We start from the raw sequence: 22,332 nt of genomic DNA on the forward strand, positions 1-22,332 counted from the left end.
GGCGGCTTTGCGCGGATCGACCGGTGCAGATTCAGCCGGTGACTGTCCGGCGTCCACCTGTGGTTGCTCAGCGTTTGCGGTCGATTCTGCGGACTGGATCTGCGCGAGCTTACGCGCTTTGGCGCGGGCAATCGCCGCTTCAACGGCGGCTTTGCGCGGATCGACCGGTGCAGATTCAGCCGGTGACTGTCCGGCGTCCGCCTGAGGTTGCTCAGCGTTTGCGGTCGATTCTGCGGGCTGGCTCTGTGAGAGCTTACGCGTTTTGGCGCGGGCAATCGCCGCTTCAACGGCGGCTTTGCGCGGATCGGCTGTTTCGCCGGTGGCGGCACTGTTTTCCACCTGCTGCGCTTTTTCTGCCTGGCGGGCGCGTGCCTGCGCTTTGCGTGCTTCGCGCGCGGCAATCACTTCGCTGTTATCAGGCATGGCTCCGGCCTGAATGACAACTGGCTGGGCAGCGGTCGTCTGTTTTTCGCGCACGCGCGCCAGCGCGGCATCAATCGCCTGCTGATCTTTAGCCGCAGGCTGAACCGCAGCCTGTTTATGACGCTGCTGACGGGCGATTTTTTCGCGCTCAAGACGTGCCTGGCGCGCTTCAAAGCGCGCTTTAGCTTCGGCGTTGCGTTTTTCTTCCTCGGCGATGGCGTAAATCTCCGCCTTCTCCTGGCGGAAATATTGCACCAGCGGAATATTACTTGGGCACACCCACGCGCAGGCACCACATTCGATGCAATCGGAAAGGTTATGCGCCGTCGCTTTGTCGTGCTGCTGGCCTTTGCTGAACCAGTAGAGTTGCTGCGGCAGCAAATCGGCCGGGCAGGCGTCGGCGCAGGCGCTGCAGCGAATGCAGCCTTTTTCTTCCTGCGGCTCGCCCATCTCGCTGGCGGAAGGTGCTAACAGGCAGTTGGTAATTTTTACTACCGGTACATCCAGCCACGGCAGCGTAAAGCCCATCAGCGGGCCGCCCATAATCACCAGTTGCTCAGCGGAAGGGCAGAAACCGGCGAAATCGAGCAGATGGCGCACCGGTGTTCCCAGGCGCGCCCAGACATTGCCCGGTCGGCTAACCGCTTCGCCGGTCACCGTAACAACGCGCTCGGTTAAGGGTTCGCCGTCGATCACCGCGCGTTTAACCGCATAGGCGGTACCCACGTTTTGCATCAGAATACCGATATCCGACGAACGCCCGCCGTGCGGCACCTGCTTGCCGGTGAGGATCTGCGTAAGCTGTTTGGCACCACCGGAGGGGTATTTCGTTGGGATGACTTTCAACTGAATATCGTGGCTGCCCGCCAGCACCGCACGCATCATGGAGATCGCCTGCGGTTTATTATCCTCAATACCGATAAGTACCTGACGCGGTCTAAGGATGTGCGCCAGAATCCGCACACCTTCCATAATCTGCGCCGCGCAATCCTGCATTAAGCGGTCATCAGCGGTGATGTAGGGCTCGCATTCCGCAGCGTTAATAATCAATGTTTCGATCTTATCGCCGCCGCCTTGCAGTTTTGCTCCGGTCGGGAAGCCTGCGCCACCAAGGCCGGCTACGCCAAACTGGTGGATGCGCTCGATCAGCTCGTCATGGCTATGCGAACGATAATCTGCCCAGCCGTCGCGCTCAATCCAGCGATCTTCGCCATCCGCTTCAATAATGATGCTCATCTCTGGCAGCGCAGAGGGGTGTGCGGTGGAGTGGGGCGCAATCGCGACCACGGTGCCGGACGTCGGCGCATGAACAGGTAACATACGGCCACGGCCGCGCGTCAACGGCTGGCCGCGCAACACCTTGTCACCGACGCGTACGCACAGTTCGCCTTCGGCACCAATATGCTGCTTTAACGGGAGCACAAAGCGGCTCGCCAGCGGCATTTGGCGCAGCGGCGTACCGTTTGATTGGGTTTTCATTTCAGGCGGATGAATGCCGCCGTGAAAATCCCACAGTTTCTCTTTTCGGAAAGCGGAAAATAACTTAAGCATGGTGTTCCACAGGAATATTACGCACCGGAATGGACTGCAAATCCCATTTCCAGCTATGGGTGGTCGTTTCCACAGGACGCAATTCAATGCACTGCGTCGGGCACGGATCCACGCAAAGATTACAGCCGGTGCACAGATCGCTCATCACCGTATGCATGGCGCGCGTTGCGCCGAGAATGGCGTCTACCGGACAAGCCTGAATGCACTTTGTGCAACCAATGCAATTGTTCTCATCGATTACCGCCAGCATACGCACAGGCTCAAGCGCTGCGGCATCGCCATCAATGGGTTGCGGATCGACATTCAATAGCGCGGCGATTTTCAGCATCACGGCTTCGCCGCCGGGGGCGCAGCGGTTAATTTTTTCACCCTGCAGACCAACCGCCTCAGCGTAAGGGCGGCAGCCTGGGTAGCCGCACTGCCCGCACTGGCTTTGCGGCAATAATTCATCAACGCGTTCAACAACCGGATCATCCTCAACCGCAAAACGGCGGGAGGCATAACCCAGAATGACGCCAAACAGCAGCCCCAGCACGCTCAGTGCGGCAACGGCTATGGAAATCGCACTCATATTACAGTTTCACCAGACCACTAAAGCCCATAAAGGCCAGAGACATTAAGCCCGCAGTGATTAACGCAATCGCATTGCCGCGAAAGGGGGCGGGCACATCGGCAACGGCAAGACGTTCGCGAATCGCGGCGAACAACACCATCACCAGTGAGAACCCTACGGCGGCGGCGAAGCCATACAACGCCGACTGCATGAAGTTGTGCCCAAGGTTGATATTGAGCAGGGCCACGCCGAGCACCGCGCAGTTAGTGGTGATAAGCGGCAGGAAGATACCCAGCAGGCGATAGAGCGCCGGGCTGGTTTTGCGCACCACCATTTCGGTGAACTGCACCACCACGGCGATAATCAGGATAAACGCCAGCGTGCGCAGATAGACTAAATCCAGCGGGATCAGCACCCATGTATCGATGAGCCAGGCACAGATAGACGCCATCGTCATCACGAAGGTGGTCGCCAGCCCCATGCCCATTGCGCTTTCCAGTTTTTTGGAGACGCCCATAAACGGACACAAGCCAAGAAACTTCACCAGCACGAAGTTGTTGACCAGTACCGTTCCGATAAATAGCAGCAGATAGTCTGTCATTATGTGGCCTGAAATAAAAAAAGCCGCCTATTATCGGTCAAACAGCACCGGGCGACAACAGGATAACTGTAAGGTTATTACGGGTTAACAAAGGTCCTTTTCACGCGGCTTGAGCGCTTGAAATAGGGCACCATCAACGCGGCGGCAAGCAGCGGAAAGAGTAACTGACGCAGCGCCAGTTCATCGGTGACAGGAGCGAAGGCAAAGGCTTTCACGGAGAGCAATACGCAGACCAAAAGCCAGATAATATAGTGCTTCGGCACGCTGCGGCGGCGTTTAAAAAAGGCGATAACCAGCCAGAAAGTGTAATACCAGATGGCGATCGCGAAGGCGAAAGAGACGAACCACAGTATGGTTTGTTTCAGCGGTTGTGCGCCCAGCGCCGTTACCGACTGGGGTGTCATTAAGGCGGTGGCATACAGCAATAATGCCAGCGAGGTGCTTAATAACGTGACCAGCAACCAGGCCAGAGGGCCGAGTAACCAGCCTCCGATTCTTTCTGCGGGAGTCGTTGTCATGCGTATTCCTCTGTTAAGGCATTAATGCTCTGAATGGTTTCGCCGGGCGAGGAGTATAAAGCATTACACAACGAATGCCAGCGGCGTTACTGCACGTAGCGCCATACCGAGCGCGGAACGCACCCAATGTCAAACAGGCGGCCGCCAGAAACCAGTTCAGCCCGGCGATGATCGGCTGCGCGGTACATGTTGATAATTTCACCGCTGTCGGTCAGCGTGTAGTTAAGGTGATCAAACAATTTTTCCAGACTTTCAAGCGAACTGATTTTGCGGAATTTTAATAAATAGTCCTGAACGGTCATGTCGAGGGGTGTCCATATAATAAGAAAGAGGCAGAAAATATACGCGGGCTAATTTTGTACGAATAATAAACATTATTACCCGGGCGTAAATAGCACAGGAATGGTCTGCCACTAAATTAAGAGTTTTCTTTTCAGGTGAAACCAGGCACCAGAACAGCGCCCGGCTGTGAAGATTAACGCCCTTCGTCATGGCTGGCAATAAGCATATGACGCTTAATTGCACTTTGCGCGTTTTACGGCGGCAATTATTTCTTTTGTGCCGCGACGCTCTGTTCAGGGGGCTGATAATTATCGATATGGCTGGCAAAAACCAAAAGAATGGTCGATACGCCGAGCACCACCCAGCCCATTAATTCAATAATCCGATTGAAAATTCCGGCCATACTTTTACTACTCCCTGATGTTTACTTTTGTCTGCGGCTGTCGATAAAAACCGACGCCCGGTTGCAGATTTAAGCAGATTTTTTAGGCAGAAACCAGGGCTGAGCGCGGTAAATTCATTCGTTTCGCTAATGGGTTGCTGAAGCGGTTGTCGCCACCTGGCAGATGGTGTGAAATAGACGTTCCAATAAGGAGAGACCCCTCTATGAGCGATAATATCCGTGTCGGATTAATAGGTTATGGCTACGCCAGCAAAACATTTCATGCGCCGTTGATTGCCGGAACGGCGGGAATGGAACTGGCCGCGATTTCCAGCAGCGACGAAGCGAAAGTAAAAGCGGATTGGCCAGCCGTGCCGGTTGTCTCTGAGCCGAAGCATCTGTTTAACGATCCCTCGATTGACCTGATTGTCATCCCCACGCCGAACGATACCCATTTCCCGCTGGCCAAAGCGGCGCTGGAAGCGGGCAAACATGTGGTGGTGGATAAACCCTTTACGGTGACACTGTCACAAGCACGTGAGCTCGACGCGCTGGCGCGCAGCCTCGGGCGTGTGTTGTCGGTGTTCCATAACCGCCGCTGGGACAGTGACTTTCTGACGCTGAAAGCCTTGCTGGCCGACGGTGCGCTGGGCGAAGTCGCCTATTTCGAGTCGCATTTTGACCGTTTCCGCCCGCAGGTACGTAACCGCTGGCGCGAGCAAGGCGGGCCAGGCAGCGGCATCTGGTATGATTTGGCGCCGCATTTGCTCGATCAGGCGGTTAACCTTTTCGGCTTACCGGTATCGATGACGGTGGATCTGGCGCAGTTACGCCCTGGCGCGCAATCCACAGACTATTTTCACGCGGTGCTTGCCTACCCGCAGCGGCGCGTTGTGCTGCATGGCACTATGCTGGCGGCCGCAGAATCGGCCCGCTATATCGTGCATGGTTCGCGCGGCAGTTACGTGAAATATGGTCTGGATCCGCAGGAGGAGTGCCTGAAAAGTGGTGCGCGGTTGCCGCAGGCCGACTGGGGTTATGACATGCGCGACGGCGTATTAACCCGCGTTGACGGCGAAGAGCGTAAGGAAGAGAACTGGCTGACGCTACCGGGCAACTACCCGGCTTATTACGCGGCCATTCGCGACGCGCTTAACGGCGTGGGGGAAAACCCGGTTCCGGCCAGCCAGGCGATCCAGATAATGGAGCTGATTGAGCTGGGCATTGAATCTGCAAAACATCGTTCTACGCTGAGTCTGACCTGAAAATCACCGCTCACGCATTGTCGTGAGCGGTTTTCTTCTTTCTTCTTTCTTCTTACGCCTTCGCAACGCTATCGCGCAGCGCTTGTTTTTCCGCCGCGCTGAGAAAAGCCATCTCCAGCCCGTTAATCTGCGCCTGGCGAATCTGTTCGCGACTCAGCCCGGCGGCTGGCGCGGCAACCTGGTATTCATGACCAATTTCGACACCTTGCACGGCCGGGTCGTCGGTATTGATGCTCGCCAGAATGCCATGCTCAAGGAAGGTTTTCAGCGGATGGCGGGCGAGGGAGGGCACGGTACTGGTCTGAATATTCGACGTCAGACAGGATTCAATACCGATGCGTTGTTCGGCGAGAAAATCCATCAGCGCGGCATCTTCGATCGCCTTCACGCCGTGGCCAATTCGTACGGCACCGAGTTCACGAATCGCCTGCCAGATGCTTTCCGGACCGGCGGCTTCACCCGCATGAACAGTAATCTGCCAGCCCGCATCGCGCGCACGGTTAAAATGCGAAAGGAAAAGACTACCAGGGAAACCCAGCTCATCACCGGCCAGATCCAGCGCGGTAATGCCGTCGCGGTGCGCCAGCAGCGCGTCGAGTTCCTGCAAACACGCGGCCTCGCCGAAGGTACGGCTCATAATGCCGATTAAGCGCACCTGCACATTGAAATCACGGCTCCCTTCGCGCACGCCGGCAATCACCGCTTCGACAACGCCCGCGACCGGCAGGTTGTGGGTCATCGCCATATAACCTGGCGAAAAGCGCAGTTCAACGTAGTGCAACCCGTTCAGCGCCGCGTCCTGCATGTTTTCGTAAGCGACACGGCGACAGGCATCCAGTGACGCCAGCACTTTGACACCCCAGTCGAGTTTCGCAAGGAAGCTGACCAAATCCGGTTCATTAGAGGTGACCTGAACGTGCGGACGCAGTGCTTCAAGGGTTTGTGCAGGCAGGGGCAGATTGTACTGGCGGCCAAGATCCAGAATGGTTTGTGCACGGATGTTTCCGTCGAGATGGCGATGAATATCAGTTAACGGCAGGTTGGGATCAATCATGGTCGCACTCTTATTTTAAGAAAGTGCTCGCCATTATAGAGACAAAAGGCGGTAAAAAGCTATCTTGCGCAACCCGGAGGGCGGGTTGCGCAAATCTGGTTTAATGAAGCGACGCTAATGCCGCGATTAATCCCTTCACACCTTGCTCAAGTTTCACCCGTGGGCAACCGACATTCAGACGCACAAACCCTCGTCCTTCCGCGCCGTAAGTATCACCGCGCATGATGGCCACCTTTTGCTCCTCGATCAGCGCTTTTTGCAGTGCGGAATCATCAATCCCTAACGGGCGCAAATCTATCCATGCCAGATAGGTGGATTCCGGTACTTGCCAGTTCAGCACAGGAAAGGCGTTATTCAGACGCTCTGCCAGATAAACCAGATTGGCGCGCAGGTAAGTACGAAGCGCATCCAGCCACGGCGCGCCGTCGCGGTAAGCGGCGATATGGGCGACGACCGACAGCACCGACGGCGAGGAGAGGCCGTTGCTGTTTTTCAGCGCCTCCAGCCAGCCATTGCGCGACGACGCATCATCAATAAGCCCCCACGCGCCGGTCAGTGCGGGAATGTTAAAGCTTTTCGATGCCGAACTAAACAGCGCCCACGGCCCGCGAGCGACAGCGCACCAGGGGGTGTGCGGTTGGCTGCTCCAGACCATATCCATATGAATTTCATCGCTTATCACTTTCACGTTATGGCGTTCACACAGCGCCGCCATGGTTTCCAGTTCATGGCGAGTCCATACTTTGCCTGTCGGGTTTTGCGGGCTGCACAGTAGCAGGATTTTACTCTCCGGCCTTGCCAGCACGGCGTCGAGCTGCGCCATATCGCAAAACCAGCCTGCATTGTTGTGTTGTAGCGGCACGGCCAGCAACTGCCGCTGATTCCCCTGAATGGCTTTATAAAACGCGTCGTACGCCGGGGTATGAACCACGATGCCATCGCCCGGCTGTGACCACTGGCGGATCATTTCGGCAATCATCCAGATAACCGACGGACCATAAACAATGCTGTCAGTATCGATCTGCGTATTAAAGCGGCGGGTCATCCAGTGCGAAATAGCCCCCAGAAACGCCTCGTTTTTCCAGCGGCTGTAACCCAGTACGCCATGCGTAAGCCGCTGTTGTAGCGCGTTAATTACGCACGGCGCGGTGGCAAAATCCATATCGGAAATGGTGAAAGGAAGCAAATCCGCGCGCCCAAAGCGATCGGCGACATAATCCCACTGCGTACACCAGGTGCCGCGGCGGTCAACCGGAGTGGAGAAATCGAAGGTATCCGTGGTCATTTTATTATTCCGCCCCCACCGGGGTGCCAAACCGTTGCGCATTGATAAGCTGCGCCATTTCATCTTTTACTGACTGCACTTGCGGCCCAATCACCACCTGCAAATCATGTTCATTCACTTTGATAACGCCAATCGCGCGGTTGGCCTTGAGGGCGTCAACATTGACGTTATCCATCTCCTTGACCGAAAGGCGCAAGCGGGTAATGCAGTTATCCAGCGTTGCGACGTTATCCGCCCCGCCAAGCGCGGTAAGCAGGACAGGAACGTCATAACCGGATTTGCCCGTCACGCCCTGCGTTGCAGAGGCCGCGCTTTCCGCTACAGCGTTGTCGCGCCCCGGTGTTTTCAGGTCAAAATGGGTGATCGCGAAACGGAATAAGGCGTAGTAAACGACGAACCAGATGGCGGCCACCAGCGGCACCAGATACCACTTCGTCGCCATGCCGTGCAGCACGCCGAAGACAATGAAATCAATCACATTGCCATCCGTGTTGCCGATCGTCACGCCGAGCACGGCCATCACGGTAAAGCCCAGCCCGGTGAGCACAGCATGAATTAAATAGAGCACCGGGGCGACAAACAGGAACAGGAATTCGATCGGTTCGGTAGTGCCGCCCACCACGCAGGCAATCACGCCGGAAATCATCAACCCTTTTATTTTATGGCGGTTTTCGGGCCGCGCGCAGTGGTACATCGCCAGCGCCGCGCCGGGTAAGCCGCCCAGGAACGCGGGCATTTTGCCTTGCGAGAGAAAACGGGTCGCGCTTTCGGCGAAACCGTGCGTTTGCGGGCAGTTAAGCTGCGCCTGGAAAATGGTCAATGCACCGCTGACGCTGTGTCCACAGACCTCCATTGTTCCACCGGCTTCCGTAAAACGGATCAACGCCACCAGAATATGTTGCAGACCAAAGGGCAGCAGCAGGCGTTCGCCAGTGCCGAAAATCATCGGCCCGAAATCTCCGGCGCGATCGATAATGTGCCCCAGGCCGCTAATTGCCATGGCAAACCACGGCCAGACCAGCGGGATCGCAAGCCCTACAACGCCCATCACGACGCTGGTGACAATCGGCACCGAGCGCGTCCCGCCGAAAAAGGCCAGCGCGTCCGGCAGGCGCAGGGTGTGAAAGCGTTCATGTAAACGCCAGATAATAATCCCGGCAATCACCGCGCCGAGGATCCCGGTATCAATGGACTGGATGCCGAGCACATTCTGCACGTTATGTGCTTTGAGCAGTGATGCATCGGTAGTGGGCAATATGCCCTGCGCGGTAAGCCAGAAATTCACCGCCAGGTTCATCACCGCATAGCCGACAAAACCGGAAAAAGCCGCCACGCCTTTATCTTCACGCGCCAGTCCCAGCGGAATAGCGATGCAGAACATCACGGGCAGGAAACTGAACGCGAATGAGCCAATTTTGTTCATCCAGATAAAAATGGCCTGCAGCAGCGGATGGCCCAACACCGGCAGCAGTGTTATCACATCGCGGCTGCTGAGCGAGCTGCCAATGCCGAGCATGATGCCGCAAAACGACAGCAGCGCGACGGGCAGCATAAAGGTTTTACCGAGCTGCTGGAAAAATGCCCACAGGTTCGCTTTTTGCGCGGTTTTCCCCGCCATAACCTCTCCTCACGAAAAAAGAATGCTCTGGCGGATGTGCAGAGCGCAGACGGTTTTATCAGTTTTTGTCGCGCAAAAAGCGCGAGCCGGTAACGGGGTTGTCGTTTTCGGATTCCGGCAAGGTGGCCCAAAAGAAAATAAAAAGCCCCTCGAAAGGGGCTGGAAAATTACTGCTGCGGTACCGCCGGAACGGGCGGTGTCGCGTCGTCCGGCTGAGCAGGCTGCAGCCCTGGCATACCAAACATCCCGACAAACTGCTCGAGCGGCATTTTTTCGCCATTCAGCGTCACCTGGCCGTTAGCATATTGCAGGCTGGTGAGGATGCTGTTGTTTTCCACGGTGGTGATGCGGAACATCTGGCCCATCGCCGCCAGGCCTTTCACCTGCTGGCTTGCCAGTTTCGCCGCGTCCTCTTGCTGATAACCTTCAAGTTTCGCCACCTGAGTCATCATTTCGGTGGCCATATCCAGCGGGATCGTCAGCTTGCTGTCGAGGGATTTCACCGTGCGGTCAACTTGATCGGCCAGCGTTTGCGGCGTGCCGGTTGCGGTTGACGGATCTTTCAGGAACAGGGACATATTAAACGACGCTTCGCCTTTGGCGTTCTTCCAGCTTAGCGGCGCAATGGTCAATACCGGCTCGCCTTTCAGCAACAGCGGAACAATACTAAGGAACGCTTCAGTGGCTTTCTGCTGGTAGAGCTCCGGGTTCTGCGCGATATCCGGTTGCGCCATTAAGGCACGGATTTGCGCGTCGTACTGCTCGCTGGCCTGATGCCAGGCTTTGCCGTCAATCTGACCCACTTTCAGCGTCAGTTTTCCGCTGCCGAGATCCTGACCCTGCACCTTCAGGCTGTTCAGGGAGTAATCCAGTTGGCTGTTAAGGCTCTTTTTGTCGTCCGCAACGTCCGATTTGGCGGTTAAGTTCATGCCTTCGAGCAGCGCCATCTCTTTATTTTCAATAGAGATTGCGAGCTTATCGAGGCTCATCTTCTGGTTGCCGGTACGCTCATCAAAGCTGGACATTTCGCTGGAGCCGTCGGTTTTCAGGTTATTGAACGACAGCTGCACTTTCTGCCCATATTCATTTACCGTATCCACCAGGCCGCTTTCGGCTTCGCCGCTCAGCGACAACGCGTTACCTTTACTGTCTGCGCTGAAGCGGAAATGACCGCCGCTGAAGGCAACTTTGTCGCCATCTTTTTCTGAATTCAGCGGGCTCAGGACGACATCCGTGCGGGTATCGCCGCTGTAGCCAATGCGGGTGTCGGCGGAGAAGGGCGCCTGGCCTTTGGCGATATCAAACAGCCCTTTTGTCACTTCGTTATTGACCAGTTGCGTATGCACGGAAGCCATCGCAGGCGTCAGGCTAAAGGTTTTAAGCTGCGCCAGCGGGAAGGGTCCATGATCGACCGTCTCGTGCAGAACAATGGCTTGCCCCGGCTTCAGCCAGGTATTGGTGCTGCCGGCGAGCGGTTTAATGTTTAACGTTAACTGGCTGGAAAAGAGGCCGCGCTGGTAATCCTGCGCAGAGAGTTCAATATTGGCCTCCGGCGCGTTGCGCTTAATTTGTGCGTTCGCCTGGCTGACCATCTCGGCCAGACGACCTTCAAGTTGTTTGCCGGTGTACCAGGCTCCGCCCGTCCAGACGATACCGAGCGCGACGATAATCCCCGCGGCAACCCACGTTTTTTTCATAGTATTTATCCCTAAAAAAGAAACCAGGCGGTTAACGCCGCCTGGATGTCGAGTGATGTGCCTTCAAGCTTAGCAATCCTTGCTAAAAAGTTCAGTAACTTACTCTCACTTATTAAACACTCGCGCTACGCGACCGGTGCCGCTTACGCCAACAGGTGATTCGTCAGCGGCGATAAACGCTGATTCACCTGCCTTGAGCACTAATTGCTGGCTCGCTTTGCTGAGCACCGCCTCGCCTTCGACGCAGAAGACAATGGCCGCGCTCTGCTGCGCCAGCTGGGTTTCGCTGGTGCTGAGATCGTGCAGCGAGAAGGCAAAGTCGTCTACCGGGATAGGGAAATCCAGCTCCGCGCCGTGCTGCGTCGGTTGCGTCAGCAGCTCATTCGCCGGTTTTGGCGTGAATTTTACGTTCGCCACCAGTTCCGGAATGTCGATATATTTCGGCGTCAGCCCGGCGCGCAATACGTTGTCAGAGTTCGCCATCACTTCCAGCGCCACGCCTTGCAGATAGGCATGCGGCGTTTCGGCAAACAGAAACATTGCTTCGCCTGGGTTCAGTTTTACCACATTCAGCAGCAGCGGAGAGAAGAGGCCGCTGTCATCCGGGTAGAACTCGCTAATCAGGCGAATGGTTTGCCACGGTTCGCCGGAATGATTGCCGAGCGCTGATTTCAGCACCGCCAGCGCGCGGGATTTCTCCTCGCCTTGCATATTGAGCAGCGCGGCAAACAGCTCGCTCAGGCGCTCTGCTCCCGGCGCTTGCAGGAAATGGGCGATCGCCGGGTGCGCGCCCGCCACCGGTTGCAGCAGGGAAACAATGTCGGAAAACTCGCGGAAGGCGTTCATCGCAAGGAACGGCGTCAGGGCAAACACCAGTTCCGGCTTGTGGTTTGGATCTTTGTAGTTACGTTCTGCGGCGTCCAGCGGAATGCCTGCGGCGTTCTCTTTGGCAAAGCCTGTTTCGGAGTTTTTCTTGTTGGGATGTACCTGAATCGACAGCGGCTGGTCGGCGCACAGCACTTTAAACAGGAACGGTAATTCGCCAAAACGGTTAGCGACGGCGCTGCCCAGCAAACGGGTTTTGTCCTGATCAATCACCTCACGCAGCGCACGGGTCTGGCCGCTGGCATCCTGCACCTTTGAGCTGCTCTTCGGGTGCGCGCCCATCCACAGTTCCGCCATCGGCAGATTGTCAGGATTGGCGATGCCGTAGAGATCCGTTAATGCCGTTTTACTTCCCCAGGCATAGTTCTGCACGGAGTTGATGAGTTTTTGCATTATCAAGCCCTTTCTCATTAATGAAATTATGGCGTTATTAAAGCAACAAAGCCGACGGAAGTAACCTGCGAGGGTAAAAAGTCGTACTAGTCTCAGTTTTTGTTAAAAAATTGTGTAGGATATGGCGACTCGCTTTAACACAGGCAGATGGATTGACTGCCTGAACAATAACCAGATCAGCCGTAAGTGAGAGAACAATGTCGAACAAACCCTTTTATTATCAGGATCCTTTCCCGCTAGGAAAGGATGACACCGAATACTACCTGCTAAGCCGCGACTATGTTTCTGTGGCTGAGTTTGAAGGGCAGCAGATCCTGAAAGTGGATCCGCAAGCGCTGACCCTGCTGGCGCAACACGCTTTCCACGACGCCTCATTTTTACTGCGCCCGGCGCACCAGCAGCAGGTCGCCGATATCCTTGCCGATCCCGAAGCCAGCGAAAATGACAAATATGTCGCCCTGCAATTCCTGCGCAACTCGGACATTGCCGCGAAAGGCATTCTGCCGACCTGCCAGGATACCGGCACGGCGATCATCATGGGTAAAAAAGGGCAGCGTGTCTGGACCGGTGGCGGGGATGAAGCGGCGCTGGCACGCGGTGTTTACAACACCTACACCGAAGAGAACCTGCGCTATTCGCAAAACGCCCCGCTGGATATGTACAAAGAGGTGAATACCGGTACCAACCTGCCGGCGCAGATTGATCTCTACAGTGTTGATGGCGACGAGTATAAATTCCTCTGCATCGCAAAAGGCGGCGGTTCGGCGAATAAAACCTACCTGTTTCAGGAAACCAAGGCACTGATCACCCCGGCGAAGCTGAAAAACTACCTCGTCGAGAAGATGCGCACCCTCGGCACAGCGGCCTGCCCGCCGTATCATGTCGCGTTTGTGATTGGCGGTACGTCGGCGGAAGCGACGCTGAAAACGGTCAAACTTGCCTCCACCAAATATTATGACGCGCTGCCAACTGAAGGTAACGAGCACGGACAGGCGTTCCGCGATGTGCAGCTGGAGCAAGAACTGCTGGTGGAAGCGCAGAACCTCGGTCTTGGCGCACAGTTTGGCGGCAAATATTTCGCGCATGATATTCGCGTGATCCGCCTGCCGCGCCACGGTGCGTCTTGCCCGGTTGGCATGGGCGTTTCCTGTTCAGCCGATCGCAACATCAAAGGTAAAATCAACCGCGATGGCATCTGGCTGGAGCGTTTAGAGCAGAATCCGGGCAAATACATTCCGGAAGCGCTGCGCGAGGCCGGTGAAGGCGAAGCCGTGAAAGTGGATCTTAACCGCCCGATGAAAGCGATCCTCGAACAGCTTTCGCAGTACCCGGTCTCTACGCGCTTGTCGCTTACCGGCACGATTATCGTTGCGCGCGATATCGCCCACGCGAAGCTCAAAGAGCTGATGGACAGCGGCGAGCATCTGCCGCAGTACATTAAAGATCACCCGATTTACTACGCAGGCCCGGCAAAAACGCCGGAAGGTTATGCCTCCGGTTCGCTGGGGCCGACCACCGCCGGGCGTATGGATTCTTATGTCGATCAACTGCAGTCGCAGGGCGGTAGCATGATCATGCTGGCGAAAGGTAACCGCAGCCAGCAGGTGACCGATGCCTGTCACAAGCATGGCGGTTTCTACCTCGGCAGCATTGGCGGCCCGGCGGCGATCCTTGCGCAGAACAGTATCAAAAGCCTTGAGTGTGTGGCTTATCCGGAACTCGGTATGGAAGCTATCTGGAAAATTGAAGTGGAGGATTTCCCGGCGTTTATCCTTGTGGATGACAAAGGCAACGACTTCTTCCAGCAAATTCAATCCGGGCAGTGTGCCCGCTGCGTTAAATAGTATTGACCGCCCTTCGGGGCGGTTTTTTTAAGCACAAAGCAGTAAACAACATTATAAAAAGCATCAATACTTTTACTTGTTTGCAGGTGAGCAATGTCGCAACCCTATATCACTTTGTAACCAAGGAGAGAGTCATGGCAACGCATCGCAGTGAGAAAGATTCGATGGGCGCAATCGACGTCCCGGCAGACAAACTGTGGGGAGCGCAAACCCAGCGATCGCTTGAGCATTTTCGTATCTCAACGGAAAAAATGCCGGTCTCACTGATCCACGCACTGGCGCTGACCAAACGCGCGGCGGCGAAAGTTAATCAGGATTTGGGGTTACTGCCCGAAGAGAAAGCGCGCGCGATCATCGCGGCGGCGGATGAAGTGCTGGCCGGGCAACATCCCGATGAGTTTCCGCTCGCTATCTGGCAGACCGGGTCCGGTACGCAGAGCAACATGAACATGAACGAGGTGCTGGCCAATCGCGGCAGCGAAATCCTCGGCGGCGTGCGCGGCATGGAACGCAAGATCCATCCCAATGACGACGTGAATAAAAGCCAGAGTTCCAATGATGTTTTCCCGACAGCGATGCATGTCGCGGCGGTGATTGGCGTGCGTGAGCAACTGATCCCGCAGCTACAGGTGCTGAAAAAGACGCTTAATGAGAAAGCCACCGCGTTTGCCGGTATTGTCAAAATCGGCCGTACGCATTTGCAGGACGCGACGCCGCTGACGCTGGGCCAGGAGATCTCCGGCTGGGTGGCGATGCTTGAGCATAACCTTAAACATATCGAACAAAGCTTGCCGCATCTGAGCGAACTGGCGCTTGGCGGCACCGCCGTGGGCACCGGGCTGAATACGCACCCGGAATACGCCGTGCGCGTGGCGCAAGAGCTGGCCAGCTTTACCGGACAACCGTTTATTACCGCGCCCAACAAATTTGAAGCGCTGGCGACCTGCGATGCACTGGTGCATGCCCATGGCGCGCTGAAAGGGCTGGCCTCTTCGTTAATGAAAATCGCTAACGATGTGCGCTGGCTAGCCTCTGGCCCGCGGTGTGGTATCGGCGAAATCGCCATCCCGGAAAACGAACCGGGTAGCTCGATCATGCCGGGTAAAGTTAACCCCACACAGTGCGAAGCGATGACCATGCTATGCTGCCAGGTGCTGGGCAATGATGTGGCGGTGAATATTGGTGGCGCATCCGGCAACTTTGAGCTGAACGTTTTCCGCCCGATGGTTATCCATAATTTCCTGCAATCGGTGCGTCTGCTGGCGGACGGCATGGAGAGCTTTAACGAGCATTGCGCCGTGGGGATTGAACCCAACCGCGAGCGTATTGATCAACTGCTCAATGAGTCTTTGATGCTGGTGACCGCACTGAATACCCATATCGGCTATGACAAGGCGGCGGAAATTGCCAAAAAAGCGCATAAAGAGGGGCTGACGCTAAAAGCTTCTGCGCTGGCGCTCGGCTACCTGACGGAAGCCGAGTTTGACAGCTGGGTGCGTCCGGAATCGATGGTTGGCAGTTTGAAACAGGCTTAACCCGCCAGATACAGGTGCAGCCGCGGGATGATCAGCGTCAGCGGCTGCGCCTGCGGTTTATAGCGGTGTTGAATAGTTTCCGCGTTGTAATCCAGCAGCTCGCCAATATCCGGAACGGTTCCACCATTCTCTTCTGAAATCAGCGTGATAAGCGGTGTCGGACAGGCATATTGCACCTGTTTTTGTGAACCGGTATACCAGACGCGGGCAATGGGCTGCACTTTCACCGGACGTTTGATTTTCAGCCGCGCCTGTGTTGGCAGGGCGGCGATATCGTTGTACTCCTGTTCAATACGTCCCAGCCACTCTTCTCGCGTCCATGCAGAGACGGCGCGCGGGGATTTCAGGCTTTTTTCCAGTTGCGCCAGTACCTCATCGCGGGTGAGGTTTTTAATAATGTGCTTATTCGCCCAGCCAAAACGGATGGTTGCCGGTGCGCGAATGGTCGTCAGTGTCCGGTAAGCATTTAAAGTGATAAGCCCCGGCAGATGGCGGTGAACCCATTCAAACCGGGCCGCAGGGGCCAGCCCCGATTCCTGAGTGACTATCCGTTCGAAGGTTAATTTCAGCGCGTTCACGGTACTGATGCGTTCAGCCAGCGCGCTAAGCGTGGCCTCATTTGCCTGGTAGCAGATAACGCCCGGCAGCCGCACAGCGGCTTTGCTGCTGCGGTTTTCCGACTGCTGCTGAATAAATAAATGGGTGAAATGATTGAGTGCAAGCGCTGCCGCCTGCTGACCAAGATGTTGTTCGACATGGATCGCGGTAAGCGGGTTGTGTTCCGCGCCTTTGGGGATATCCGGCAGGCTAAATACGCGCGCGGCCATTAACCGGCACTCTGCTAACTCGGTTTTTAGCGCAGCCAGTTGCTGTTCCAGCTGCCGGAAGGTGGTGTTGAGGCGTTCGATCAAATCTAAGGCAGCCATTTCGCGCTCCATTAGTTACAACATACTTTTATTTATAGCACAGTCGCCGGGAGCCGGCCACTGTGCGGTTAATGGTCAGGAGGGCAAAACAATGTGGTGGTAAATCGGCCAGTGGAAAGAAAATTTCGCGCCGCCCAGCTCGCTCTGCGCGCAACTGACTTCGCCGCCGAAAGCCTGCGCGATGGAATGCACAATTGCCAGCCCTAACCCGCAGCCGCCGGTCGCACGGTCGCGGCTGGGATCGAGGCGAACAAAGGGCTCAAACACGCGTTCGCGCTCTTCGGGCGCAATACCGGGGCCATCATCTTCAACGATCATACAGGCTTGTGAACCTTCGCGTTGTAAGGTGACTTTTATCGTTTGCTGGCTGTAACGCAGGGCGTTATTCACCAGATTATCCAGAACGCGCTCCATCAGACGCATATCCAGCGCGCCATAATCTTCACCCGGCGTTGTTGTCAGCAAAAAGGTGTGCTGCGGGTTCATGCTGCGCGCATCGTCAAGGTAACTGCTGAACCACGCCGGTAGATCCGGGGAGGTGAGTTTCAGTTCGGTCTGCGGGCGATCGAGACGGGCGTAAGTCAGCAACTCTTCAATCAGCGCTTCCAGTTGCCCGATATCGCGATTTAACGCCGCATGCTCGGTTTCGCTGAGGTTTTCGCTCATCTCCAGCCGGTAACGCAGCCTGACCAGCGGCGTGCGCAGTTCGTGGGCTATGCCGTCTATAAGGTGCTTTTTACTGGCAATCAGCGCATTGATATTGTCCGCCATCTGGTTAAAGGCGATGCCGAGCCGCTCAAAACTCGAGGCACTGTCAAAATGAATGCGCTCCTCTAAATGCCCCTCGCCGAAGCGTTGTGCTGCCGATTCAAGCCGCAACATCTCCTGCCAGTGCGGGCGCATCCAGATAAATACCGGGAAGGCGAGAGAGATAGCAATTAGCGCCATCAATCCCATATCCAGCAGCCGCGTTTCATGCAGGAAAAAGAGATACGGCACCGGGCCGACCGCCAAAACATAATGGCTGCGGGGAATACGCTGGATAAAGGTGTATTCCGAATCAAGCGCCACGATATCGCCTTCGCGCAGCCGTTGCGCCGGACGTGGTTCCAGCGTGTATTTGCTCATTGGCTCAATGCGCAGATTAAACGACAGATTGAGATCCAGCTCCTTCAGGGTTCTGGCCCATTGATTGGGCGGGATCTCGCGCAGCTCGCTACGCATCAGGTACAGCGAGCTTTTCATCAGGTCGTCAAGGGACTGGCGGCCAGCGCGCTCGGCAGTGAATTTATAAACCAGACCCACCAGCATCGTCATCACCAGAAAGCAGACGAACAGCAAAAGGTAAAACTGGACGAACAGCTTTTTCATAGCGACACCTGGTTTTGCGTTTTAGTTGTCCCACGCATGCGGGGCAAACAGATAGCCTTTGTTGCGCACGGTTTTAATACGGTAGGGTTCCGTTGCGCTGTCGAGCAATTTTTTACGCAGACGGGAAATCGCCACATCAACGCTGCGATCCATGCCATCGTAGCTTACACCACGTAAGTTTTTCAGCAGCGCATCACGGTCCATAATCTGCCCGGCATGGGTCGCTAATTCCCACAGCAATTCGAAATCGGCGGTGGAGAGGGCGACTTGTTGCCCGGCCAGCAACACCTGGCGGTTAACCGGATCGATAGACAAGGTGCCGAAGCTGATTGTCTTATGCTGTTTCAGTGAGGGCGTGGCGGGTTCGGCGACGGTATTCGCACTACTGCGCTGGCGCAAATGCAAACGCAGACGCGCCAGCAATACGGCGGGCGGCGTGGTTTTCAGAATGTAATCGTTGGCGCCCATCTCCAGTGAAAGAATGTGGTTCATATCACTGTCCAGCGAGGTGAGCAGCACAATCGGGCCGCTCCACTGGTTACGCAGGTCGCGGCACAAGGTCATGCCATCTTTCCCGGGCAGCATGATATCCAGCAGCACCAGTTCGGGTTTTTCGCGGGCGATCACCTCTTCGGCGCGATCGCCACGGGGTTCGACAATGACGTCCATATCGTGTTTGCCCAGATAAGCGGCAATCAGTGCGCCCACTTCCGGGTCATCTTCCACAAAAACGATCTTATTCATAAGCCATCGCGATTGTTCAAAAACGTCAACATACACCGCCTTGCTATAAGCTGCCATTAATCTTTTCTAAACGAAGAGGCTTCCGTTATGCTGTAGGTCGTTGTTGTTGCAGTGATAAAGGGAAAATTATGGGGTTGGTGATTAAAGCGGCTATCGGGGCGCTGGTGGTGGTATTGATTGGTCTGCTGGCCAAAACAAAAAATTACTATATCGCCGGGTTAATCCCGTTATTTCCGACTTTCGCGCTGATTGCGCACTATATTGTCGCCACTGAGCGTGGCGTTGAGGCGCTGCGCACCACGATCGTGTTCGGCATGTGGGCGATTATTCCCTATTTTATCTATTTACTGTCGCTCTGGTATTTCACCGGTTTGATGCGGGTCTGGCCGGCGCTGGGCTGTGCGGTTATTTGCTGGAGCCTCAGCGCCTGGTTGTTAATTTATTGCTGGAGCCGTCTGCATTAGCGCATCAGCATCCAGGTGGCGGGAACGGCGGCGATTAACAAGGCACCAATCAGCGCTTTTTCATGCTGTTTGAGCATTTCCGTCATCTCATGTGTGCGACGGGCGTACATAAACACCAGCAGTCCCGGTGCGTAGAGCACCACCGACAGCAATAAATGCATCGGACCGGATGCGTACAGCAGCCACAAGCCATACAGGCAAGCGCCAATCGCCACCGCCTGGTGCAAAGGACGCTGCGCGATCTTCCACAGGAATGCGCCGACAAGGAAATAGGGCACCAGGATCATCTCTGACGCGATGGTCAGCAGCGTGTTGTAATCTGAACCGGTGAGCCAAATCAGCACCAGGCAAACCTGCACGCTGATATTGGTCAGCCACAACGAGGCAGCAGGCGCGTTGTTTTTATTCTGTCGTGCGAAGATCTTCGGAAACGCTTTATGCGTTGCGGCCAGTAACGGCACTTCCGCCGCCATAATCGTCCAGCTCAGGTACGCGCCGCAGACGGAGACAATCAAACCTGCCGCGATAATGACTTCTCCCCAGCTTCCCAGCAGTTTCACCATCAGACCGGCCATTGACGGATTACGCATTTCCGCCAGTTCCGGGCGCGGGACGACGCCGAGCGAAAGCAGGGTAACCAGCAGGTAGACGGTCAGCGCAGCCAGCACGGCGAGCAGTGTGGCGCGGCCAACATCGTGCTTATTGCGCGCCCGGGCAGAAACCACAACCGCGCCTTCGACCCCAATAAATACCCACAGGGTGATCAGCATGGTGTTTTTCACCTGTTCCCATACCGGAACGCCCAGCTCGATGCCGCTGAAATCAAGGCGGAATTTATCGAGGTTAAAGGCCAGCGCCGCCAGCACAATAAACAGCCCGAGCGGTACCAGTTTCGCCAGCGTCGCTGCCAGATTGATACTCGCCGCGGTTTGTACGCCGCGCAGAACCAGCGCATGCACAATCCACAATAGTACGGATGCGCCAACAATCGACTGCCAGGTGTTGCCATCGCCAAACAGGCGCAACGATGGCGTGTCGGTAAAGAAACTCAGGGCGGAAAAGACGATAACCAGATAAGAGACGTTGGCGATAACCGCGCACAGCCAGTAGCCCCAGGCCGAACAAAAGCCAATCAGCTCACCAAAACCTTCGCGGGCGTATGTGAATATGCCGCCATCCAGATCCGGGCGAATACGGGTCAGGATCAGCATGGCAAAAGCGAGCAATAAAATCCCCGCCCCGGTGATCATCCAGCCAATGATCAGCGCCGCCGGGCTGGCAACTTCCGCCATATTTTGTGGCAGGCTGAAAACACCAGCGCCCAGCATTGAGCTTAAAACCAGCGCAGTTAATGCGCTAAGGCCAAGTTTCTTTTCCATGGTTATCCTGTCAAAAAAGCAACTAATCCAGAATAATTATTTTGCCGTGGCGCATAAATATGGTGGATATCACTAAGGCGCGGGATTTTACGGAGAGTCGACGGACCATGCAATGAGGTGGGACGACAATTTTACGAAAAAGGGTAAAAAAATAAAAAAGGCGGCCGTAGCCGCCTGATTTATAAATGCAGATTATTTATACAGATCGGCGCTGATGGTCATGTTGTTGCCACTTTCTGACCACTGGCGGGTGATGTGATAGTACTTAGCACCTTTCTGCGCGGCACGTTTGGCGACCTGGTAAGAGATCTCCGTCATGTTGCCATAGTTGCCGGTGAACTTGATGCTGTCGAAAGGCACCATCTGCGCGGCGGTGATTTTATTCACCTCTTCAATTTTTGTTCCGTCAGGCAGCGTGACACTGTAACGACCGCCGGAAGACGACTGAGTTTCGAAGAAACGACCTACACCAACGCCCGCTGTCGCATCGCTGGCGACGCCTGGGATCTCAACTTTTTTGGCTTCTTCTCCGCCTTTTGCCAGCGCGGCGCGGCCAGCATCCGAGTCACGCGGGATAGCATCCGCGCTCTGGATAACGCGTTTTTTCGCGTCGGCTTTATAGATGAAGGCCGTGACGATCTGGTTGCCGCCCTGGTTAGCATCTACCTGGCGAACAATAAAGAAAGAGGCTGCGCCTTTCTCTTTGGCGGCTTTAGTAATTGCGTCGTTCACTTCCGGCTGGGTGCGGAAGAAACCCTGAACGGTCACCGTATCGTATGGCTGAAGCACAATTGCTTGATCTTTAGGTAACTCGGTCACGCCGTTAATAACACGGAAAGCAGGACGCTCCGCTTTTGCTGCGTCAGCCTTGTATAAATCGACCGTGGCGCGCTGATTACCGCTGTTGCCCGCGTCGGAGGTATCAACAACGTAAAATGATGCGGCACCTTCTTTATCCGCGCGTTTGGATGCTGCGTTAACGACGTCGCCAATGGCATTAAAACGGCCGGTGATCACGATGCGATCGTAAGGTTTTACCGCTGCCGCTTGCTCCGGTGTTAACTCTGTCGCTGCGTTGGCGGTAAATGCCATTGCCGAGAGAAGTGCTGACGCCAGGAGGGTGTACTTAAGCTTCATAAAAATAATCCTTCGCCTTGCGCAAACCATAAACTGGTGTTGTTGTTGGGAAAACGTCGGTGATTATTGCATTTAAACAGCGCAACTGTCTGCGTCATTTTTCACTGACTGTGCTACCGGAAGGGAAATAACGATAACCTTTAGTGATATGTTGAAAAAACAGGCGCTTGACCAGCAAAACCGATAAAGGTTATGACTTTATTAAGTTAATACATTGTTAAAAAGCGCATCTTCACTGGAGATTAATCGTGTTTTGCCGCTTCGTCTGAGCGGAATATCGGCCTGTATGCGGGAATTTAAGGCAAATAACCTTGCCTGCGGCCTCCGACAGGTAATTTTCACGGATAAATGCATAATTTCTCTTTTCCGGCTGTGGATCACAGGCGTTATTTTCAGTAGGTTATAGAAAGTTTGTTACTGTTTTA

The 22,332-nt window shown here is 55.3% G+C and carries 20 protein-coding genes; 4 read left to right on the forward strand and 16 right to left on the reverse strand.

What is annotated here, in order from left to right; all coding sequences use genetic code 11:
* The 6 genes from rsxC to blr all read right to left on the reverse strand — a co-directional run.
* Nucleotides 1-1,974, reverse strand: a 1,974-nt coding sequence (gene rsxC / locus RT644_RS00960; RefSeq protein WP_313625100.1) for an electron transport complex subunit RsxC, incomplete at its 3' end; no start/stop codon positions are given.
* Nucleotides 1,967-2,545, reverse strand: coding sequence for an electron transport complex subunit RsxB (rsxB, locus tag RT644_RS00965; protein WP_016496267.1), 579 nt, complete (start codon nucleotides 2,543-2,545; stop codon nucleotides 1,967-1,969). The genes rsxB and rsxC, both read right to left, overlap by 8 nt.
* 1 nt (nucleotide 2,546) lies before the next feature.
* Entirely contained in the window at nucleotides 2,547-3,128 is a 582-nt protein-coding gene (rsxA, locus tag RT644_RS00970; RefSeq protein WP_016496266.1) for an electron transport complex subunit RsxA, read from the reverse strand.
* Between the two features lie 77 nt (nucleotides 3,129-3,205).
* Entirely contained in the window at nucleotides 3,206-3,646 is a 441-nt protein-coding gene (locus RT644_RS00975) for a DUF2569 domain-containing protein (protein WP_016496265.1), read from the reverse strand.
* Nucleotides 3,647-3,732: 86 nt separating this feature from the next.
* Nucleotides 3,733-3,948, reverse strand: a complete 216-nt coding sequence (ydgT, locus tag RT644_RS00980; protein WP_016496264.1) for a transcription modulator YdgT — start codon at nucleotides 3,946-3,948, stop codon at nucleotides 3,733-3,735.
* A 245-nt stretch (nucleotides 3,949-4,193) separates the two neighbouring features.
* A complete protein-coding gene (blr, locus tag RT644_RS00985; RefSeq protein ID WP_016496263.1) occupies nucleotides 4,194-4,331 on the reverse strand; it encodes a division septum protein Blr in 138 nt (45 codons plus the stop codon).
* A gap of 203 nt (nucleotides 4,332-4,534) precedes the next feature.
* Here blr and RT644_RS00990 point away from each other — a divergent pair, with 203 nt between their 5' ends.
* Entirely contained in the window at nucleotides 4,535-5,575 is a 1,041-nt protein-coding gene (locus RT644_RS00990; RefSeq protein ID WP_016496262.1) for an oxidoreductase, read from the forward strand.
* 52 nt (nucleotides 5,576-5,627) lie between these two features.
* Here RT644_RS00990 and add read toward each other — a convergent pair whose 3' ends face one another.
* The 5 genes from add to manA all read right to left on the reverse strand — a co-directional run bounded on the left by add (nucleotide 5,628) and on the right by manA (nucleotide 12,507).
* Nucleotides 5,628-6,629 (reverse strand): adenosine deaminase, encoded by a 1,002-nt coding sequence (add, locus tag RT644_RS00995; protein ID WP_045513449.1) that lies wholly within the window; start codon nucleotides 6,627-6,629, stop codon nucleotides 5,628-5,630.
* A gap of 100 nt (nucleotides 6,630-6,729) precedes the next feature.
* Nucleotides 6,730-7,914: a MalY/PatB family protein gene (locus RT644_RS01000; RefSeq protein WP_313625104.1), complete on the reverse strand. Its 1,185-nt coding sequence runs from the start codon at nucleotides 7,912-7,914 to the stop codon at nucleotides 6,730-6,732.
* A gap of 4 nt (nucleotides 7,915-7,918) precedes the next feature.
* Nucleotides 7,919-9,532, reverse strand: a complete 1,614-nt coding sequence (gene malX, locus RT644_RS01005; RefSeq protein WP_313625105.1) for a maltose/glucose-specific PTS transporter subunit IIBC — start codon at nucleotides 9,530-9,532, stop codon at nucleotides 7,919-7,921.
* 167 nt (nucleotides 9,533-9,699) lie between these two features.
* Complete coding sequence (locus tag RT644_RS01010; RefSeq protein ID WP_045513447.1) at nucleotides 9,700-11,229, reverse strand: YdgA family protein; 1,530 nt, start codon at nucleotides 11,227-11,229, stop codon at nucleotides 9,700-9,702.
* A 105-nt stretch (nucleotides 11,230-11,334) separates the two neighbouring features.
* Nucleotides 11,335-12,507 (reverse strand): mannose-6-phosphate isomerase, encoded by a 1,173-nt coding sequence (gene manA / locus RT644_RS01015; protein ID WP_269230882.1) that lies wholly within the window; start codon nucleotides 12,505-12,507, stop codon nucleotides 11,335-11,337.
* Nucleotides 12,508-12,704: 197 nt separating this feature from the next.
* Between manA and fumA the strand changes: the two genes are divergently transcribed.
* Both fumA and fumC read left to right on the forward strand, forming a co-directional pair.
* Nucleotides 12,705-14,351: a class I fumarate hydratase FumA gene (gene fumA, locus RT644_RS01020; protein ID WP_017456630.1), complete on the forward strand. Its 1,647-nt coding sequence runs from the start codon at nucleotides 12,705-12,707 to the stop codon at nucleotides 14,349-14,351.
* 134 nt (nucleotides 14,352-14,485) lie between these two features.
* Complete coding sequence (gene fumC, locus RT644_RS01025; RefSeq protein WP_016496255.1) at nucleotides 14,486-15,886, forward strand: class II fumarate hydratase; 1,401 nt, start codon at nucleotides 14,486-14,488, stop codon at nucleotides 15,884-15,886.
* Here fumC and tus read toward each other — a convergent pair.
* The 3 genes from tus to rstA form a co-directional block, all read right to left on the reverse strand.
* Nucleotides 15,883-16,812: a DNA replication terminus site-binding protein gene (gene tus / locus RT644_RS01030; protein ID WP_313625109.1), complete on the reverse strand. Its 930-nt coding sequence runs from the start codon at nucleotides 16,810-16,812 to the stop codon at nucleotides 15,883-15,885. The two genes, fumC and tus, sit on opposite strands and share 4 nt — an antisense overlap.
* Nucleotides 16,813-16,887: 75 nt before the next feature.
* Nucleotides 16,888-18,183, reverse strand: a complete 1,296-nt coding sequence (gene rstB, locus RT644_RS01035; RefSeq protein WP_313625111.1) for a two-component system sensor histidine kinase RstB — start codon at nucleotides 18,181-18,183, stop codon at nucleotides 16,888-16,890.
* Between the two features lie 21 nt (nucleotides 18,184-18,204).
* Nucleotides 18,205-18,927 carry a two-component system response regulator RstA gene (gene rstA / locus RT644_RS01040; protein WP_045513465.1) on the reverse strand — a complete coding sequence of 241 codons (723 nt, stop codon included), beginning with the start codon at nucleotides 18,925-18,927 and terminating at the stop codon, nucleotides 18,205-18,207.
* 128 nt (nucleotides 18,928-19,055) lie between these two features.
* On the opposite strand from rstA, the gene RT644_RS01045 reads away from it, so the two are divergent.
* Nucleotides 19,056-19,391, forward strand: a complete 336-nt coding sequence (locus tag RT644_RS01045) for a GlpM family protein (RefSeq protein WP_016496251.1) — start codon at nucleotides 19,056-19,058, stop codon at nucleotides 19,389-19,391.
* Here the strand turns inward: RT644_RS01045 and RT644_RS01050 are convergent.
* On the reverse strand, nucleotides 19,388-20,770 hold the full coding sequence (locus RT644_RS01050; RefSeq protein ID WP_313625114.1) for an amino acid permease: 1,383 nt from the start codon (nucleotides 20,768-20,770) through the stop codon (nucleotides 19,388-19,390). The two genes, RT644_RS01045 and RT644_RS01050, sit on opposite strands and share 4 nt — an antisense overlap.
* Nucleotides 20,771-20,962: 192 nt before the next feature.
* Entirely contained in the window at nucleotides 20,963-21,907 is a 945-nt protein-coding gene (gene ydgH / locus RT644_RS01055) for a DUF1471 family protein YdgH (RefSeq protein WP_313625116.1), read from the reverse strand.
* Between the last annotated feature and the right edge of the window lie 425 nt (nucleotides 21,908-22,332).

The sequence above is a fragment of the Kosakonia sp. genome (assembly GCF_032104925.1).
In the GTDB taxonomy this organism is placed as follows: domain Bacteria; phylum Pseudomonadota; class Gammaproteobacteria; order Enterobacterales; family Enterobacteriaceae; genus Kosakonia.